Below are 18,489 nucleotides of genomic sequence, written 5' to 3'. Positions count from 1 at the left end.
AATATTACCCTATACCTTTCGACAAACCATCGCCACCCATTCTCCCTTTTCCATTCTTCGTTCGCAGGCCAGCCCTTCATTCCTCAGGGCCAGCTCAACCTCATCGGCTCGCTCGCGGATTATTCCCGAAGCAATCAGCCTGCCTCCGTCTTTAAGCGCTGCCGGGGTGTCGGGTGCAAGGGCTTTGATCACATCTGCAATAATATTGGCTACAATAATATCCACCCGGACATTGGCTGAGCCTTCAAGCAAATTTCCCTGTCGAACAGTTACTTTGTCGGACACATTGTTGAGCCGGATGTTTTCTGCCGCCGTGCGCACAGCTACCTCGTCAATATCAACAGCTACAACCTTTTTTGCGCCAAGCAGCGCTGCCGCCACGGCTAAAATGCCTGAACCGGTGCCGACATCATAAACAAGCTCGCCGCCGCGCACCTCCTGCTCAAGCAAGGCCAGGCACATGGCAGTTGTTTCGTGGGTTCCACAGCCAAAAGCCATGCCGGGGTCCAGTTCTATTATTATTTCATCCCCACTGTGAATGTAATCCTCCCATGACGGTTTGATAACAAAACGTTTCCCTACTTTAATTGGCTTGTAGTATTTCCGCCAGGCGGTGGCCCAATCCTCTTCCAGGACTTCGCTGCTGCTCCAGGTCACTCCAAGTTGGCCAAGACACGCGGCCAATTGCTCCAACTGACCACCAGTCCCTTGCCCGGCCGGAAAATATCCCTTAACCACAACCCCGCCCCCGGCTGATTGACCAAGGGATGGCGCAACTGTCTCAACACTGCCTTTGTTGATGTAGTCTACAATTAAGGCGGGGTCGTCAATAACAACCCCGCCCGAACCCATTTCGTTCAATACGTTTGCCGTTGCCTCCACCTTTTCCCGGGTGCAGGCAACGGCAACCTCCAACCACTTACCCAATTAACAGCCCTCCGTAATTTATCCCATAAAGGCATCCCGAACTTTTTCAAAAAATCCTTTTTCATTGCTGCGTGGTTTCTGGCCCTCAATCTTAGCAAATTCCTTTAATAATTCTTTTTGCCTGTCGGTTAACCTGGTAGGCGTAACTACCTTAATATGAACGTGCTGGTCCCCCCGGCCGTAACCGCGCACATCGGGAATACCTTTGCCCTTCATCCGCAGTACCGTACCTGATTGTGTCCCCTCCGGAATTTTGAGTTTGGCTTGCCCATCCAGCGTGGGGACTGAAATCTCATCGCCAAGGGAGGCCTGGACGAAAGAAACCGGCATTTCAATGATAACATTATTGCCCTGGCGGCTAAAAATATCGTGCGGCCGGACATGGATAAATACAAACAGGTCACCTCTGGGACCGCCTCGCAAACCAGACTCACCTTCGCCCGACAGACGTAATCTGGTACCGTGATCAACCCCTGGAGGAATTTTAACCTTAATCGTCCTCGTGCGGCGAACTTGCCCGGCCCCTCTACAAGTGGGGCAAGGCTTTTCTAAAACAGCCCCGGTACCTCTGCAGCGGTCACAGGTGCGCGATTGTACAATCCTGCCAAAAGGAGTGCTCTGCGCAAATTGGATTTGCCCCGTACCATTGCAGGCGCTGCAGGTATTTTTTGAAGTTCCGGGCGCAGCTCCGCTGCCGCCGCAGGTGCTACATTCTTCTGTCCGTGGAATTTTAACGTCCTTTTCCAGGCCAAATGCGGCTTCTTCAAAGGTAACCTCAACATCAACCCTCAAGTCCGCACCCCGCTCGGGCCCGCGCCTGGCCCGGCCGGAACCTCCGAAAAACATGTCAAAAATATCTCCCAGACCGCCAAAATCAGCGCCGCCGAATCCGCCAAACCCGTTAAACTGGCCATCGGTAGCCGCGTGGCCAAAGCGATCGTAATTTTCACGCTTTTCTGGATTGCTTAAAACGTCGTAGGCTTCGGTAATTTCCTTAAACTTTTCCGCAGCATTTGGATCATCTTTATTCACGTCAGGGTGATACTGGCGGGCAAGTTTTCGATAAGCTTTTTTAATTTCTTCCTGAGACGCCTGGCGGGAAACTCCCAGCACCTCATAGTAATCCCGCTTCGCCACGGAACTCACCACCTTAATGATTCAAAACCGCCGGGAGGGCATGGAAATATCAGCCCTCCCGATGCAAGGTCAAAAATTAACTACAAAAAATTAACTACACTATCTATTCTACGAATATTCTACTTAAAGGTGCATTATCCTTTATTTTTTCTGATTGTCGTCAACCTCGTACTCAGCATCCACCACATTATCCTTACCTTGCTCCGCTGAAGCGCCGCCCCCACCCTGGCCTTGCGCCTGGCCTTGCGCCTGCTGCTGGTAGAGCGCGGCAGTCAACTCGTAAAGTGGTTTGTTCAAGGCTTCCATGGCATTTTTAATTTTCTCGTTATCTTCACCTTTTAGTGCTTCCTTCAATTCCTCAGCAGCCTTGTTTACCTCATTAACCTTGGCCTGATCAGCCTTGTCGCCCAGATCCTTAATCGTCTTTTCAGCCTGATAGATCGTGCTGTCCGCCTGGTTGCGCAGTTCCACGCTTTCTTTGCGTTTCTTATCTTCTTCGGCGTGACGCTCGGCATCTTTGACCATTTTTTCAATTTCATCTTCAGTGAGTCCCGTCCCGCCGGTGATAGTGATACTCTGGCTCTTACCGGTGCCCATATCCTTGGCCGACACATTGACAATACCGTTAACATCTATATCAAATGTTACTTCAATCTGCGGCACGCCACGCGGCGCAGGAGGAATACCGGTCAGCTGGAAGCGGCCCAAAGTCTTGTTGCCTGCCGCCATAGAGCGCTCACCCTGCAGCACATGGATTTCCACCGTTGTCTGTCCGTCAGCCGCCGTGGAGAAAATCTGGCTTTTTGAGGTAGGAATGGTGGTGTTCCGCTCAATCAGCTTGGTAAAGACGCCACCCAGGGTTTCAATGCCCAGTGAGAGCGGGGTAACGTCCAGGAGCAGCACATCTTTAACCTCGCCTGCCAGAACACCTGCTTGAATTGCAGCGCCAATTGCCACGCATTCATCAGGGTTAATTCCTTTATGGGGCTCTTTTTGAAGGTACTTCTTAATTGCCTCCTGCACCGCAGGAATACGGGTTGATCCGCCCACCAGCAGCACTTTGTTTATGTCCTTGGGCTCCAGTCCGGCATCCGCCATGGCCTGCCTGGTCGGCCCCATGGTTTTTTCCACCAGGTCGGCAGTGAGTTCATTAAACTTGGCCCTGGTTAAAGTGATATCCAGGTGTTTCGGCCCGCTGGCATCGGCTGTGATAAAAGGCAGGTTAATATTGGTGGTCATCACACCGCTAAGCTCCACCTTGGCCTTTTCAGCAGCATCTCTCAAACGCTGCATAGCCATGCGGTCACCCTTAAGGTCAATACCTGCGTCCTTTTTAAATTCACTTGCAAGGTACTCAACGATCCTTTGGTCAAAATCGTCTCCTCCCAGGCGGTTATTACCGCTGGTGGCTTTAACCTCAAACACGCCATCCCCCAGTTCAAGAATGGAAACGTCAAAGGTTCCTCCGCCCAGGTCAAATACCAAAATGGTTTGGTCTTCTTCTTTATCCAAACCGTAAGCAAGAGCCGCAGCTGTCGGCTCGTTGATAATCCGCAGCACCTCAAGCCCGGCAATTTTTCCTGCATCCTTTGTCGCCTGCCGCTGGGCATCTGTAAAATAAGCCGGAACCGTAATTACGGCCTGGGTAACCTTTTCGCCCAGGTATGCTTCGGCATCGGCCTTTAATTTCTGTAAAATCATGGCCGAAATTTCCTGCGGGGTATAGCTTTTGCCGTCTATATTTACCTTATAATCACTACCCATATGTCTTTTAATTGACGCAATGGTACGATCGGGATTGCTGATAAACTGGTTCTTGGCCACCTGGCCGACCAGCCTTTCCCCTGTTTTTGAAAAGCCTACAACTGACGGGGTAGTCCTGCCGCCTTCGGCGTTGGGTATAACAGTAGCCTCGCCACCTTCTATTACAGCCATGCAAGAGTTTGTGGTTCCCAGGTCAATTCCCAGTACTTTTGCCATGTATCTCTCCTCCTCAAATGGTAAATCGGATATATCACAATTTAAACACAACAGGTAATCAGCAGGGTTTAGCTACCTTAACCATTGCCGGCCGGAGCAGTCTGTCCTTTAAATAATATCCCCGGCGCAATTCAGCTATTACCGTATTTTCAGGGTGTTCCCGAGTTTCTTCCTGCATTACCGCCTCGTGTTTAGCCGGGTCAAATTGTTGTCCCACCGCTTCGACAGGGGTCAACCCTTCCCTTTGGAGTATTTCTTCCAGCTGGCGATAGATCATCTCAACCCCTTTAACCACGTTGGAGGGATCCTCATCCTTTGCAGCCAGCGCCAAGTGAAAGTTGTCAATTACCGGCAAAAGCTGTTCGCACAGTGAGGCGGACGCGTATTTAATATACTCTTCCTTCTCCCTCTGGGTACGTTTTCGGTAATTATCAAAATCAGCCTGAAGCCGCACAAGACGGTTAAAGTATTCTTCAGCTTTTGCTTTTTGTTCCGCCAGCTCTTTGCGCAGCTGCTCGACATCCAACTGCTCTCCAGCAGCCCCAGCAGGTGAACCTTCTTCCTGCTGTTGCACGCTGTTCAGTTTCTGCCCATTCAATTGCTCCTCAGCATCCTCGGCCGATAAACCTTTTTCCTGCTGGCCACTGGTGTCATTACTATCTTTTGCCCGGCAGGAGTCTTGCTGCATTTCCGAATTTGGCAAAGTAAATTCACCTCCGCAGCTGCCAGCCTGGCCAGGCGGCAGCTTATTCAAACATAATTGCTGTTAATTAACTGCCACGGCCCCTCAGCAACCTTTCCATCACCAAGGAAAGATTTCTGGTCATGTATTCGACCACGGCAAAAGCTTTAGCGTAATCCATCCTGGTTGGACCGATTAAGCCAATGCTTCCCAGCGCTTTCCCTCCGGCAGAATAGCCGGCCATGACCATACTGCAGTCCTTCATTTGCTCGTTTTCTATTTCATCACCTATCTTTGCCGTTACACCATCGGTATTAATTACATCAACCATGATCTCCGCCAATTTGGCCTCTTGCTCCAACAAGCTGAGCAGGGTTTTAACTTTTTCAATGCTGTGGAATTCCGGCTGGTTAAGAATATTAAATATACCACCCAGGTAAATTTTGTCCCCTCCTTCAGTGGACAGGCTCTGTTGAATCAAATCCATGGCCATGTTTAAAATATGCTTTTGTTTAGCCAGTTCAAAATAAATTTCTTTTACCAGTGTCAGGCGTATATTTTCCAGAGACATCCCTTGCATTTTCTGATTCAGAACGGTTGAGATAGTCTCCAAATCAGCAGGCCTGATGCTTTCCGGTATTTCAACAATCTGGTGATGTACAGCCCCGGCATCGGTTACCACTATCATCATCGCCTGGGTCGGATTTAAATGAACCAGCTGAATATGCTTGAATTTGCCCTTACCGTAATGATTGGTAAAAACTACAGCCGTATAATTTGTGATTTGAGACAATAACTTCCCGGTCCGGCGGAGAACCTGACCTATATCTTGAACCTTGGTCAGGTAGCTGTTAAGAACCAGCTTTTCCTCTTCGCTGCTTAATTCCCCGCGTTTCATTAAATGGTCGACGTAATACCGGTAACCCATACCGGAAGGTATCCGCCCGGCTGAAGTATGTGGCTGTTCTATGTATCCCATCTCTTCAAGATCAGCCATTTCATTCCTGATGGTAGCCGGGCTGACCCCCAACTTATATTTTCTGGCAATGGTCCTGGAACCCACAGGTTCAGCGGTAGAAATATAATCCTGAATTATTGCCAATAAAACATTTTGTTTTCTGGCGTCAAGAGTCAGTCCCAACACCCCCTTGTTAGCACTCTCTTGTATTGAGTGCTAACACCTATTAAAAACATAGCACCAATAATTTCTTTTGTCAATAACTTGTAGGAGGCACAAACTCGCTCATGACCATATTCGAAACATTTACCCCCCGGCGGGTTAAGCGCAGGCAACCTTCCGCTTCTTCAAGAAAACCCTGTTCTATCAGCCGCCGGACAACACCGGGATAGCGTTCATCTAACGAGTATCCGAATCTGGCTTTAAACCATTCCAGGTTAAGGCCGGCAGCAAGTCGCAAGCCAAGGAAAATTGTTTCAAAGGCATCATTTTCGGGCGTAACAGTTTCCTCCCAGGCTACCGGCAGCACTCCGGCTTCCAGTTTGGATAAATACAGGTTGATATTTTCGGTATTGGCAAAACGCCTGTTTTTAATCCGGGAATGGGCAGCAGGGCCCATTCCGATATACTCCCCGTTGTGCCAGTAAACAAGATTATGGCGGCATTCCCTGCCCGGCCGGGCGTAATTGGATATTTCATATTTACGTAGGCCGGCATGCTCCAGCAAAGCAGCTGTGTCCTCGTACATTTGAATTTGATCTTCCTCCGCGCAGGGTAACAGTTCACCTCGGTCCAGCCGGCGCTTGAGCCTCGTTCTTTCTTCAACTTGCAGGCCGTAAGCCGCAATGTGTTCTGTTTGCAATTGGATTGCCTGCTCCAGACAGCGGCGCCAGGCAGCGGGACTCTGACCCGGAACACCAAAAATCAGATCCAGGTTAATATTATCGAAACCGGCCGCCCTGGCTGCCCGAATTGCATCAATCGTCTGCTCGCTGGTATGGATCCGCCCCAGAATATTCAGGGTTTGACTGTCAAACGCCTGAGCGCCGATACTGAGCCTGTTCACGCCGGCCCGGTACAGCAGATCCAGCTTTTCCCGGTCAATAGTTCCGGGATTGGCCTCAACTGTGAATTCGGCATTATCTGATAAAGAAAAGTTGTTTTTGATTAACTTTATTATTTCCAATATTAGTTCTAAAGATAAACAGGAGGGAGTGCCCCCACCCATAAAAACAGTCGATATAGATAAACTTTTTTCGCAGCCGGCATTAATTAATTCTATTTCCCGGCGCAGTCCTGCTACAAACCTTACAGCATCCTTGGAGTTATAAGGAAAGGATATAAAATCGCAGTAATCGCACTTGCGAATGCAAAAAGGCACGTGGACATATAAGGACGTGGGTGGATTTTCACCAATAAAGCAGTAATTTGAAACGTAATTGATATCATTGACCATAATATTACCCAGCTTATATATTAGTTTAGCTTCCAAGCAACTTATGGCGCAGATTGGCAGCCAGCCGTTCCTCCCCGCCCGTTTCTTGTAAAACTTTTTTGATTTCTTGCCAAACTTCCGGGCACTTAGAATCCGGCAAGCCCATAATTTCCCGCATCGCCCTGTCCACTTTGCGCCGTGCTTCTTTACTTGACGGGGTTACCCCGGCCTTTTCCATAATAGTTCCACAGTGTCTTAAATAACAGCTCATAAACATCACCTGAACGTTAATTATTCATCCTTTACATTTAACACCGCCATAAATGCTTCCTGAGGAATTTCAACATTTCCTACTCGTTTCATCCTCCGTTTGCCTTCCTTTTGCTTTTCCAACAGTTTCCGTTTACGCGTGATATCTCCGCCGTAGCATTTGGCAAGGACATCTTTACGCAAAGCCCGGATCGTTTCGCGGGCAATAATTTTATTTCCAATGGCCGCCTGTAGCGGTATTTCAAACATCTGCCTGGGAATCAGGCTGCGGAGCTTTTCAACCAGCGCCCTGCCCCGGCCATAAGCCTTGTCTTTATGGATAATTACACTTAAAGCGTCCAGAGGTTCCCCGTTGACTAAAATATCCATTTTAACCAGTTTCGATTCCCGGTAGCCCGCTACTTCGTAATCCAGGGAGGCATAGCCTCTGGTGCGTGATTTTAATTGATCAAAAAAATCAAAAATAATCTCGCTGAGCGGCAAATCATATTTTAGCATAACCCTGCTCTGGATCATATAAACCATATCAACATAGACCCCGCGGCGGTCCTGGCACAAATCCATCACCGCACCCACATATTCCTGGGGCACCATAACCGTGGCGGAAACAAAAGGTTCTTCCATCATGGTTATTTTACCGGCATCAGGCATTTTGCTGGGGTTATCAATCTCAACCACTTCGCCGGCAGTGGTCGTTATCCGGTAAACAACACTGGGCGCTGTAGTTATTAGATTAATTCCGTATTCCCGCTCTAATCTTTCCTGGATTATTTCCATGTGCAGCAAGCCCAAAAAACCACAGCGATAGCCAAAGCCCAGGGCATCGGATGTTTCCGGCTCATAAACCAGAGAGGCATCATTAAGTTTCAGCTTATCCAGAGCATCGCGCAAATCTTCATAGTCAGCGGATTCAACCGGGTAAAGCCCGCAATAAACCATCGGCTTAACCTGACGGTAACCAGGCAGGGGTTCAGCCGCGGGACGCCGGGCATCGGTAACAGTGTCGCCTACCCTGGTATCCTTGACATTTTTCATGCTGGCGGCAAAGTAACCCACTTCACCGGCACTTAATTCGTCGACTGATACCGGCGCAGGTTTAAAAACACCCAGTTCGTTGACTTCAAATTCCTTGTCTGTAGCCATCATTTTAATCTGCATTCCTTTACTGATCCGGCCCTGAACAACCCGGATATAAGCAACCACGCCCCTGTAAGAGTCATAATGCGAATCAAAGATCAGCGCCTGCAATGGCGCATTTTCATCCCCCTGCGGTGGTGGTATTCGGGTAACTATGCTTTCCAATATCTCCTCCACCCCTGTGCCGTTTTTAGCTGAAGCAAGAATGGCGTCGGATGCGTCCAGGCCGATAACGTCCTCAATCTCACTCCTAACCCGATCAGGGTCGGCAGCAGGAAGGTCAATTTTATTTATCACCGGTATAATTTCCAGGTCATGATCTATAGCCAGGTATACGTTAGCCAGTGTTTGGGCCTCAATTCCCTGTGCCGAGTCAACCACCAGCAATGCGCCTTCGCAGGAGGCAAGACTGCGCGAAACTTCATAAGTAAAGTCCACATGCCCGGGAGTATCTATTAGGTTTAAAATGTATTCCCGCCCGTCCCGGGCCCGGTAATTGAGGCGGACGGCCTGCAGCTTTATAGTTATGCCCCTTTCCCTTTCCAGATCCATCTGGTCCAACACTTGTTCAGACATTTCGCGCTGGGTAAGGGCACCGGTATATTCCAACAACCTGTCGGCAAGAGTAGACTTGCCGTGGTCAATGTGGGCGATAATACAAAAGTTTCTAATTCGTTCCTGTCTTCTTTGCACTGCCAGTTCCTCTCCCTTAAAAATTAGGTCAATTCATATCAGTATATTATAGCATTCACCAGGTCAGGCTGAAAAGAACAACCTGCGGAGAGTACAGGGATTCGTCAAAGTCAGAATTTAAAATCTGAATAAGGCATAATACAAAAACTGGCCTCCAATTCTTCCAATTTATCTTTCACCATCATCCATCCTTTCTCGCAGTGCTCGCAGGCCCCTTAATGCCAGTTGTTTAACTGCCCCTTCCGACCGGTTGATTATCCGGACTACATCGCGGATACTTAAGTCCTGGATATAGCGTAGCGTTACTACTTGCTGCTGCGCTTCCGGCAATGCATGAAGAAACTTCAGCAGGTCCATTTACTCGGGCGTTATTTCTATTTCGGAAATGAAAGTATGCTCGTTTAAGCTGTTTTCTCTATTTTTGCGTCTTAAATTATGGTATATAATATTTCCCGCTATGCGATACAACCAGCAGCCAAAGGGAATGCCTTTTTGCTTTAATTTAGCAATATTTTCCATTTTGTTCAGAAAAGTCTGCGAGACCTCGTCTTCAGTTTCCTGTTTACTTTTGGTACGGTAATATGAATAGCGGTATAAATAAGGAAAGTAGTGTTCATATAGTGCAATAAAGGCATTCGGATCCGATCTTGCCCTTTCAATCAGATGTGCCTCATTTTCCAACCACTGGTCCAATGGATAATCCCCCCTGCCCCGCGGGTATGTCAGTTTATAATAATTAAGTAATTAGAGTATCAAAAGGTTACGTTTTTGTTCAAAAAAAATCCAACCACCCGGTTGGATTTAGTTTTTTAAAATCAAAAACCTTTTTTACTTACCCGGCAATTAATGCCGCTCGCTGTCGGGACGACCGGGTGTATTAAACAATGAGTGTTAAGGCCAGCCTTTAATCTCATAAACCACCTGGTGCATCATCTTTAATCTTTGTTCAATTTCATTAATCTGACGCTCAATTTCAGCCCGGGCTGTTTGCCAGGTTTTTATGGGCAATTGCAGCGTGTCACCCAGCAAGGTAATCTGTAAATTATCCTGCTCAATCCGCCAGTCAATTAAAACCAGCGGTTTATCCGGGGCCACTGCCTGGTTATAATTTTCCACAATTACATGGGCCCCGAAAAAAATTATTCCTATAAAAATGCCAAGGCTTGTCAACATTGTTCTTCCTGGGTTATGCATAATCACCAGCTCGTCTTTTTCTCTATTTTTCCCAGTTTAAATTTAACATATACTCAATCGGTATCAATACAGCGCTTAACCAATTCTGCCAGTGGTCCGGCCAGGAGCTTTGCGGTTTGCACCGCCTCTTCGGTTGAATTGCTGACGCTTCCAATTTCCAGTAATACTGCCCGGGGATGTAGAAATTGATTATAGCGGCCTTCCTTAATGCGCACGCCCAAGCATAGTCCGGGATGTTGCTTGTTAATCTCATCCGCCAATTCCCGGGCGAATTCATAATTTTGCCGCCAGGTTGGAAATGGAGATCTGGCGTCAGAGCCGACAATAATCAGAACCGGTGCAACAGTGCTGCCATCCACGGTTACCAGACTGTTTTCCCTTGGTTTTCCTGCATCCCGGTGAATGTCCAAAACCACCTGAACCGACGGGTTATCTTTTAATAATTTGCGCAGCGTTTCCTGCGAGCGTGTATAGGATGTATTGTAATTGGCATCATTTATCGTATCTGACACAGCAGCCTTGATACCATATTTTTCTTCCAGCTCCCTTCCCAGGGCTGCGGCTACTTTAACCACACCACCCCTTTTCCCGTTAAAACGTTCGGTCCCATCCGTTAAAGCATATGTTTCACCGGTATGAGTGTTATATATCGCCACCAGACTTTGCTCGGAAATTGGTGTTACGGGTTGCATCAGCTCATTATCCTGCTCCGCAACCACTTCGGGCGCACTGACTGGAACGGTCTTTTCCTGCTGCATATTAATCGCAGCCAATAAGGGCACCTGTAGTTCCAGTATGCTCCGGGGACTATGCCTGTCAATGCCGAACATTCTAACAAGGGGCACGGCAATGGAAGCAGGGAAGACAACCTGGGGAATATCCTCATTATTGCCCACCCAGGCCATAACCGGCACTGCCACCAGCATAATGCTGCGAGGGTCCCGGTCATTCCAGTCTATTAATTGATTCAAGCACCACCGCTCAACTGACAATAGCCCGGGAGAGAAATTATCCATAATGCTGACTGACATTATTAAAAAAATAAATAAAACAATCAAAACCAACCAGGGCTTGACCGGCTTATGAAGCCTGTACCGCTTATAAGAATAATAATAAGAGGGTTGCATAAAAAATCCCCCTTTAACCGGGAAGTGTTTTATCATATGCCCGGAAAAGGGAGATTATTACCAAATCTTCCAAGCTTTAATTTTCATCGCAGTACTGTTGGCACAACCGCGTCAATAAGCCCGACCACGAAAGCGGATATTAATGCCCCGATCAGGTTTACACTAAGCAGGCTCGGGATTATAAACTGGGCCAGATATATAACTACCGCAGCTGTAATAAACCCTACAATGCCACGGTTTTGCGGGGAAACTTTGTCACCCAGCAAAGCCTCGGCAACATAGCCAAGCACTGCAATTACCGCCGCAGCAATTAAAGCGCCGGTAAAGCCGCCGCGCACCACAAAACCAGGCGCCAGCCAGCTAACAACTATTAACACAAGTGCTGAAACAACAAAACGTATAATTAGTCCAAGCCATTGCATCATCCATTCACCTCCTTAAGTAAATCTAGTAATTAGATTAACCAAAAAAAGCGTTCGTATACCGGAGAAACTTGCTTTTTTTCTCAGCGCGTGGTAAAATTAGCGCTGTTGGGAGGTGAAAAAGGATGCCTAATATCAAATCTGCTGCCAAGCGGGTTCGTATTACCAGGAAGCGGACCGAGCGCAACAGGCGTATTAAATCCAGTTTGCGTACAGCCATTCGTCGCTTTCATGATGCTATAACCAGCGCGAACAAGGACGAAGCCCAACTCAAATTACGCCGTGCGCTTGTTACTATAGATAAGGCCGTTACCAAAGGTGTGCTGCACAAGAATACAGCTGCACGTACCAAGTCCCGTCTTACCAAGCGTTTCAACAAAATGGCCGGATAATCAAAAACGCGCTCAATCTTTTATTTACTAATGAGCGCGTTTTGATAATTTTATCCTTAACTCTTGCCATCATCTGCAATTAAAACCACCCGGTAAAACGTGGGTGGTTTATTATTTCTCAAAACATAGTTTTAAAATAAAAGTCTCTATTAATTCACTAAAGTTGCCTCCGCCTGTTTTTACCAGGTAATCCAGATCCGCCAGTCTCATAATGGTCCGAACAAGTTGCTCGGAGCTAAAATTCTTGTGCTGTAAGCTAATTTTTTTATAGACGAAGGGGTGCATTCGGAGCGTTTTTATAATTTCTTCCCTTGCCGTGCCCGCCTCAATCATTCCCTGTACCTGATAGAGCAGGCGAAACTGCCTGGCAATCATGCCTATTATCTGCTGGGGCTGCTGTTTTTGCCTTAATAATTGGCGAATCCCTTCAATAGCCCTTGTCCCGTCTTTTTCGCCAATAGCATCAACCATTTCAAAAATACTCTCTTCTACCCTGCTGGCAACCAGTTCCTTAACTGTATCCATATTAATTGTGTTACCAGTGCCTACAAAGCAGGCTAATTTTTGCATTTCATTATGGAGAGTATACATATCCGGGCCACAGCGCAATAGCAGCTCTTCGGCAGCTTCCCTGGTTAAGGCGGCGCCTTCTTCCCGGGCTTGTTTAGCCAGCCATTTAGTTAAGTCAGGTGTTTTAAGCCTGGTAAATTCTATAGCACCGCCCATTGTCGCGATTTTTTTGTACAATTTCTTTCTGCGGTCAATACTTTGCCTGGTTTCAAACACCAAACAGCAGCCTTTATTGGGTCGTTCAAGGTATTCGAGGATTTGCTTATCGTCTGCGTCCTTTTGAAGAATAGCGGCATCACGCACTACAACAAGTTTCCGCCCTGCTGTTAAGGGAGTAAGCTCCACGGCAGCGATGACCTCTGCCACGGGCACATGCGAGCCATCTAAAACTTCATAGTTAAAATCCCCTTCACCCGAAGGAAATAATGTTTGTTTTAGCCGCATCAGGGCCTGATCCCGTAGATAGGCCTCCGGGCCGTAGAAAAGGTAAACCAGTGCTATTTTTCCTTGCTTTAAAACATTTAAAAAGTCAATAAAATATTTCATTTGCTTTCTATTCCTTATCCAAACTTAAACATCAACACCGCCGCATACGGGACAATCAGGGTCGCGACTAATTTCAACGGGCATAAATTGCATAGTTAAAACATCACAGGTTAAAAGCCGGCCTATAAGAGGTTCCCCAATATTAAGAATAACCTTAATCGCTTCTGCAACCTCCAATGTTCCAATTAAACCAGGAATTGCCCCCAATACACCCTCCCGGTCACAGGAAGGGGCTTCACCGGAGGGTACATGGCGAAAAATGCAGGACAAGCAGGGGCTCTGTCCAGGAATTATGGTCATAACCTGTCCGGAATAGCCCAGAACGCCCCCAAAAATATAAGGCTTTCTCTGCTCCACACAGGCCCGGTTAATTAAAAACCTGGCTTCAAAATTATCAGTTCCGTCCACTACAAGATCAAATTGAGAGATTATCTCTTTATAATTCTTTTCATCCATCCGCTGGCCGATTACGGATATTTTAATGTCAGGGTTTAGCGCAGAGATTTTTTCCCGGGCTGATACGACCTTGGGGCGTCCCAGGTCGGGTGTAAAATGCAGAATTTGTCTCTGCAAATTTGACAAGTCAACGGTATCCCCGTCCAACAAACCTATATGGCCAATTCCAGCTGCCGCAAGGTAATACGCCACCGGCGAGCCAAGCCCGCCGCTGCCCGCAACCAGTACACTGGATTGCAGCAATTTTTTCTGCCCATCAACACCCACACCGTCAAGCAGCATATTTCTACGGTATCTTTCCATTTGATCTGCGGTCAAGAATTTAATCACTTCCCCTGCAATATTGATCAATAATAAAATCAGCTGCACCGGCAATATCTTCGCTGCTGAAGCAGGGAAAACCTTCCTCACAAAGAGCAAGGTCACCGATAACAGCCACCAGCCGGCCAACCCTGGACGTGGTCTCACCCCGGTAATGACCGGCTCTGCGCACTTCAATCTGGGGATAAGCACTACCTTTATATCCTTCAGTTATAACCAGGTCAACCCCCGGCATTAGCGCTGCTATATCACCGGGCGGCATGTCCTCCTCAGACCTTATCACCAGGCCAACCTTACCTGGACCGGCAATGGCCGTACATTCGGCCCCTGCCTGAAAAAGCCGCCAGGTATCTTTCCCGGGCCGGTCAATTTCAAATGGCCCGTGGTGATGTTTAATAATCCCAACCTTAATCCCCCTGGCTTTAAGCTCAGCTACCAACTTTTCCAGGAAGGTTGTTTTACCGCTGTTCGACCAGCCGACAACCGATATAACCGGTACGCTATGACCGCTCAATTTGTACCTCATCACCCACTCTGACCGTCCCACCTTTTAATACCCTGATGAATATACCTTCCCTGGGCATTACACAATCTCCCGCCTGGTGATAGATGGCGCACTTGGTATGACATTCCTTGCCGATTTGGGTGACTTCCCCCAGCGCTTCCGCCCCGATCTTTATCCTGGTTCCTATCGGCAGCGCAACCAGGTCGACTCCTACCGTGGTAATATTCTCGGCAAAATCGCCCGGGTTGACATCCAGCCCTGCATCCCGCATTTTCTGCACGCTTTCCAAGGCCAGCAAACTAACTTGCCTGTGCCAGGGCCCGGCGTGGGCATCTCCCTCCAGACCGTGTTCTTCGATCAGGCGGCCGGTACCGATATTTTTTTTGCGCATCCCTTTTTTGGGGCTGGTACACACCGCCACTACATATCCCATGGTTCATCGTCCTCCCTTTGAAATGTTCCGCTTTTTCCACCGGTTTTATAGATCAACCGCACCCGGCCCAGTTCCATTTCCCGGTCCACAGCCTTGCACATATCGTAAATGGTAAGCCCGGCAACCGTTACCGCCGTAAGCGCTTCCATTTCCACCCCGGTTTTCCCGGTGGTGTGTACCCTGGCCTGAATCTCTACCCTGTCAGGCTCATAAATTCTAAAGTCCACGTTGACTCCGGTCAAGGTAATGGGGTGCGCCATGGGAACTAGCCTGCCTGTTTCCTTGGCCGCCATGATGCCGGCTACCCGTGCCACACCAAGCACATCACCCTTCGCCACCCGTCCGCCGGCTATCAGTTCCAGCGTGCCGGGCTGCATAATTACCTCGCCTCTGGCAATTGCCACGCGGACAGTGTCGCTTTTTTTACTAATATCAACCATCCTGGCGGCGCCTTTTTCATCGAAGTGGGTTAAACCTTTATAACCTTGATCAGCCATCATTATCCTCCTATTTGTGACATGACACGGTCATCTTCCTGCCATGCCTTGTCCAAATCATGACCAACCGGTTTGCTCACAATAGCTTTCCTGAAAATCTCTGTTAGTTCCTCCAGTCCCGCCCCACTGCGCAAAGCCTGTTTAAGCTCGATTTCCCTGTGGTTAAACAAGCACGGCCGCAGTTGTCCGGTGGAGGTTAGCCGCAGCCTGTTACACCCGGCACAAAAATGATTACTTACGGCAGAGATAAATCCTATCGTACCCCGCGCCCCGGGCAGGCGGGTGTAAAGGGCCGGCCCGTTACCGTGAATGGTCTTTTCTGCAATAAGATTACCCAGTGCGCCTTCAATCTTCTCTTTAACTTCGCTGGAGGCAATGAACTTGCCCCTGGCCCATGCCTGTGATGAACCTATAGGCATCAACTCAATAAAGCGAATATGCAGCGGGTGGTCCAAAGTCAGCCTGGCCAGGTCTACCAGTTCATCGTCATTAAAGCCGCGAATGGCCACAGTGTTTATTTTCACCGGTTCCAGCTCTGCGTTTAGCGCCGCGTTAATGCCTTTCCAAACCAGGTCAAGGTTTCCTCCCCGGGTAATTCTCTTAAAGCGTTCGGGTTTCATGGTATCAAGGCTGATGTTAACCCGGTTTAAGCCGGCCCTTTTCAATGTCCCCACCATTTCGCCCAGCAAAATACCATTTGTAGTTATAGCTATATCGTCTATTTCAGGAATATTGTTGAGGCTGCCCACCAAATCTATAATACCACCGCGTACCAGCGGCTCACCTCCGGTAAGGCGGATTTTTTTTATTCCGATACGGACCCCGGCCTTAACCGCTTTTATTATTTCCTCTATACTAAGGATCTCTTCATGTTTGATACTTTTAACACCTTCCGGTGGCATGCAATAAATGCAGCGCAAATTACACCGGTCAGTTACAGATATACGCAGATAATTAATTGGCCTCCGGAACTGGTCTTGCATTTATTACACCTTCTTTTTGATTATTTAATTACGTCATTTAATACCGGCCCTTCTGCTGCAAAACTGTCAGGCTGTAAGTGATTACGTAAGCCAGCAATAAAAGGATAATGCTTAAAGCAACGCTAATGTCAAAGTTACCCTTACTGACTTCCAGCACTGTGGCCGTCGTCAAAGTTCTGGTCAGTCCCGGTATGTTACCGCCTACCATCATGGTCGCGCCGACTTCGGATATAACACCGCCGAAACCGGCTATTACAGCCGCCAGCAGGCCGAGCCATGCTTCTTTTAATATCAGCCACAGCAACTGGCAGCGTGATGCCCCCAGGGCTAAAATTTGCAATCTTATCTTCGGATTAAGCTGCCCGACAGCAGTCATCGTAAAACCGGCAATGATAGGCGAAGCTATAATAGACTGGGCAATTAATATAGCAGTTGGCGTATATTGCAGGTTTAAAAAACCCAACGGCCCGGATCGCCAGAGCATTAAACTTGTAAACAAACCCACAACCACGGGAGGTAACCCCATACCGAGGTTCACCACACTAACCGCCAGGTAACGCCCCCGAAAAGTACGAAAAGCCAGAAAAAGTCCGATAGGAACACCTATCAATACACTAATCAGTGTTGCCGTTCCTGTTACCCGCAAAGTAAAAAAAGTAATCTGGAATACCTCCGGGTCGCCGGTCAGCACCAGATGCAGCGCCTGAGAAAAACCTTTAATAAGCGTATCCATAATAATTACCACGCCCCAATATGCTTAAATTTGCATAACGGCCTAAAAAAATTAATTGCTAAAATTTTGCTTAAATAGTTTTTGTACCTCAATATCAACGCTTTTACGAAACCTTAGAAATTTTTGCATTAAATCAATGGCCTCCGGGGTAAGCATGGCACCGCCTCCGGCTTCACCGCCAACCACTGTTGTTACCAACTCAATACCGCATTTTTTTTCAACCAGTTTAATTTTACCCCAGGCAGCCCGGTAAGACATCCCCATAGCGGAAGCTGCACCGGTTATAGTTCCGGTATGCTGTATAAGTTCCAGTAATTTAAAAAAACCGTCGCCTATTACTCCATCACCCTTTTGCAGCCAAACTTTATACCCTGGCGCAAAAGGTGCGTTTTTATTAATATCTCTATTATCGGCGGTCAAATTAACCGCCTCCCACCGGCGGGAAAAGGGAAATTCTTTCCCCTCCTTTAACAGTGTAATCAAGTGACTGGTGCCTACCGTCAACCAGTATGTTAAACACGTCTTTTTCCGGTATTCCCATCTGTTTTAGCAATCCTTTAATGGTTTCCCCTTCATTCAGTTCAACCGGCACGGGCTCGCCAAAACGTTTACCGGTTAAATATTTTTCAAGCCCGCTGAATAAACGAACCTCAACCAACATATAAATTCACCCCGTCCGATTGCCAAAAGTTCCGCGGATCAATTAAAACAGGGTTGCAGGAGCTTATCTCCAGCAACCCTGTGCCTTAAATTATACTAGAAATTAAATACCTCGTCCAGCTCAACGTCACTAACATCAAACTTCGTATTGTGGGGCGGCAGCTCCTCGGTTTGGAAGAACTCGGGCAGCCGGTCATCCGCCTTGGTAAAGCCGGCGGCCTTGTTGAATTCCCTTTCCACCTTCAAAATATTCTGGCCCAGGGCCACTACGTCGTCTATTGTCAAATTAATACCGTACTGGGCGTTCAACATTTCCACAATGGTGGGCAGCCCTTCCGGGTTGTCCAGCACGGCGAAGGCGACGAACAGGCACAATCCGGTGGAGTCCACGGCGGCGGTGGCCACCTGCAGGTTGCGGGAAAGCTCCACCT

Annotated in this window: 24 protein-coding genes; 1 reads left to right on the top strand and 23 read right to left on the bottom strand. The window is 48.0% G+C overall.

Going from position 1 to position 18,489, the window contains the following annotated elements; all coding sequences use genetic code 11:
* Positions 1–9 precede the first annotated feature (9 nt).
* The 13 genes from prmA to H569_RS0113285 form a co-directional block, all read right to left on the bottom strand.
* Positions 10–927: a 50S ribosomal protein L11 methyltransferase gene (gene prmA, locus H569_RS0113345; RefSeq protein ID WP_027365405.1), complete on the bottom strand. Its 918-nt coding sequence runs from the start codon at positions 925–927 to the stop codon at positions 10–12.
* A gap of 18 nt (positions 928–945) precedes the next feature.
* Positions 946–2,064, bottom strand: coding sequence for a molecular chaperone DnaJ (dnaJ, locus tag H569_RS0113340; RefSeq protein ID WP_027365404.1), 1,119 nt, complete (start codon positions 2,062–2,064; stop codon positions 946–948).
* A 141-nt stretch (positions 2,065–2,205) separates the two neighbouring features.
* A complete protein-coding gene (dnaK, locus tag H569_RS0113335) occupies positions 2,206–4,044 on the bottom strand; it encodes a molecular chaperone DnaK (RefSeq protein ID WP_027365403.1) in 1,839 nt (612 codons plus the stop codon).
* 58 nt (positions 4,045–4,102) lie between these two features.
* On the bottom strand, positions 4,103–4,747 hold the full coding sequence (gene grpE / locus H569_RS20390) for a nucleotide exchange factor GrpE (protein ID WP_238492561.1): 645 nt from the start codon (positions 4,745–4,747) through the stop codon (positions 4,103–4,105).
* Between the two features lie 67 nt (positions 4,748–4,814).
* Positions 4,815–5,861, bottom strand: a complete 1,047-nt coding sequence (gene hrcA / locus H569_RS0113325) for a heat-inducible transcriptional repressor HrcA (RefSeq protein ID WP_027365402.1) — start codon at positions 5,859–5,861, stop codon at positions 4,815–4,817.
* A 79-nt stretch (positions 5,862–5,940) separates the two neighbouring features.
* The gene (gene hemW / locus H569_RS0113320) at positions 5,941–7,140 is read right to left on the bottom strand and encodes a radical SAM family heme chaperone HemW (RefSeq protein WP_051273657.1); all 1,200 of its coding nucleotides are present in this window, start codon (positions 7,138–7,140) and stop codon (positions 5,941–5,943) included.
* Between the two features lie 25 nt (positions 7,141–7,165).
* Positions 7,166–7,390 (bottom strand): hypothetical protein, encoded by a 225-nt coding sequence (locus tag H569_RS0113315; RefSeq protein ID WP_157833538.1) that lies wholly within the window; start codon positions 7,388–7,390, stop codon positions 7,166–7,168.
* A gap of 20 nt (positions 7,391–7,410) precedes the next feature.
* Entirely contained in the window at positions 7,411–9,219 is a 1,809-nt protein-coding gene (lepA, locus tag H569_RS0113310; RefSeq protein ID WP_027365399.1) for a translation elongation factor 4, read from the bottom strand.
* A 168-nt stretch (positions 9,220–9,387) separates the two neighbouring features.
* Positions 9,388–9,576, bottom strand: a complete 189-nt coding sequence (locus H569_RS0113305) for an RNA polymerase sigma factor (protein ID WP_027365398.1) — start codon at positions 9,574–9,576, stop codon at positions 9,388–9,390.
* Positions 9,577–9,912 carry a sigma-70 family RNA polymerase sigma factor gene (locus tag H569_RS20385; RefSeq protein WP_051273656.1) on the bottom strand — a complete coding sequence of 112 codons (336 nt, stop codon included), beginning with the start codon at positions 9,910–9,912 and terminating at the stop codon, positions 9,577–9,579.
* Positions 9,913–10,110: 198 nt separating this feature from the next.
* Positions 10,111–10,413 carry a hypothetical protein gene (locus H569_RS0113295; protein WP_157833537.1) on the bottom strand — a complete coding sequence of 101 codons (303 nt, stop codon included), beginning with the start codon at positions 10,411–10,413 and terminating at the stop codon, positions 10,111–10,113.
* A gap of 53 nt (positions 10,414–10,466) precedes the next feature.
* Positions 10,467–11,540, bottom strand: a complete 1,074-nt coding sequence (spoIIP, locus tag H569_RS20380) for a stage II sporulation protein P (protein WP_051273655.1) — start codon at positions 11,538–11,540, stop codon at positions 10,467–10,469.
* A gap of 83 nt (positions 11,541–11,623) precedes the next feature.
* Positions 11,624–11,962, bottom strand: coding sequence for a phage holin family protein (locus H569_RS0113285; protein WP_034630678.1), 339 nt, complete (start codon positions 11,960–11,962; stop codon positions 11,624–11,626).
* 125 nt (positions 11,963–12,087) lie between these two features.
* On the opposite strand from H569_RS0113285, the gene rpsT reads away from it, so the two are divergent.
* On the top strand, positions 12,088–12,354 hold the full coding sequence (rpsT, locus tag H569_RS0113280; protein ID WP_027365395.1) for a 30S ribosomal protein S20: 267 nt from the start codon (positions 12,088–12,090) through the stop codon (positions 12,352–12,354).
* 111 nt (positions 12,355–12,465) lie between these two features.
* Here rpsT and holA read toward each other — a convergent pair whose 3' ends face one another.
* The 10 genes from holA to H569_RS20370 form a co-directional block, all read right to left on the bottom strand.
* Entirely contained in the window at positions 12,466–13,470 is a 1,005-nt protein-coding gene (holA, locus tag H569_RS0113275; protein WP_027365394.1) for a DNA polymerase III subunit delta, read from the bottom strand.
* A 24-nt stretch (positions 13,471–13,494) separates the two neighbouring features.
* Complete coding sequence (locus tag H569_RS22905; RefSeq protein ID WP_238492560.1) at positions 13,495–14,295, bottom strand: HesA/MoeB/ThiF family protein; 801 nt, start codon at positions 14,293–14,295, stop codon at positions 13,495–13,497.
* Positions 14,249–14,761 carry a molybdopterin-guanine dinucleotide biosynthesis protein B gene (mobB, locus tag H569_RS22900; RefSeq protein WP_207637563.1) on the bottom strand — a complete coding sequence of 171 codons (513 nt, stop codon included), beginning with the start codon at positions 14,759–14,761 and terminating at the stop codon, positions 14,249–14,251. Before mobB ends, H569_RS22905 begins: the two co-directional genes overlap by 47 nt.
* Complete coding sequence (locus tag H569_RS0113260) at positions 14,748–15,185, bottom strand: MOSC domain-containing protein (RefSeq protein ID WP_027365392.1); 438 nt, start codon at positions 15,183–15,185, stop codon at positions 14,748–14,750. The genes mobB and H569_RS0113260 overlap by 14 nt, the downstream gene beginning before the upstream one ends.
* Positions 15,173–15,682 carry a cyclic pyranopterin monophosphate synthase MoaC gene (gene moaC, locus H569_RS0113255; RefSeq protein ID WP_027365391.1) on the bottom strand — a complete coding sequence of 170 codons (510 nt, stop codon included), beginning with the start codon at positions 15,680–15,682 and terminating at the stop codon, positions 15,173–15,175. The genes H569_RS0113260 and moaC overlap by 13 nt, the downstream gene beginning before the upstream one ends.
* A gap of 2 nt (positions 15,683–15,684) precedes the next feature.
* Positions 15,685–16,665, bottom strand: a complete 981-nt coding sequence (gene moaA, locus H569_RS0113250; protein ID WP_027365390.1) for a GTP 3',8-cyclase MoaA — start codon at positions 16,663–16,665, stop codon at positions 15,685–15,687.
* 37 nt (positions 16,666–16,702) lie between these two features.
* A complete protein-coding gene (locus H569_RS0113245) occupies positions 16,703–17,398 on the bottom strand; it encodes an ABC transporter permease (protein WP_027365389.1) in 696 nt (231 codons plus the stop codon).
* Between the two features lie 51 nt (positions 17,399–17,449).
* Positions 17,450–17,818 carry a winged helix-turn-helix domain-containing protein gene (locus H569_RS0113240; protein WP_034630657.1) on the bottom strand — a complete coding sequence of 123 codons (369 nt, stop codon included), beginning with the start codon at positions 17,816–17,818 and terminating at the stop codon, positions 17,450–17,452.
* A 1-nt stretch (position 17,819) separates the two neighbouring features.
* Positions 17,820–18,059: a MoaD/ThiS family protein gene (locus tag H569_RS0113235; RefSeq protein WP_027365387.1), complete on the bottom strand. Its 240-nt coding sequence runs from the start codon at positions 18,057–18,059 to the stop codon at positions 17,820–17,822.
* A 95-nt stretch (positions 18,060–18,154) separates the two neighbouring features.
* Positions 18,155–18,489 (bottom strand): aldehyde ferredoxin oxidoreductase C-terminal domain-containing protein (locus tag H569_RS20370; RefSeq protein WP_034630654.1); only part of this gene is annotated, 335 nt, incomplete at its 5' end.

Source organism: Desulfotruncus alcoholivorax DSM 16058 (genome assembly GCF_000430885.1).
GTDB classification, from domain to species: Bacteria; Bacillota; Desulfotomaculia; order Desulfotomaculales; family Desulfallaceae; genus Desulfotruncus; species Desulfotruncus alcoholivorax.
This window is presented reverse-complemented; position numbering and strand designations above follow the sequence as displayed.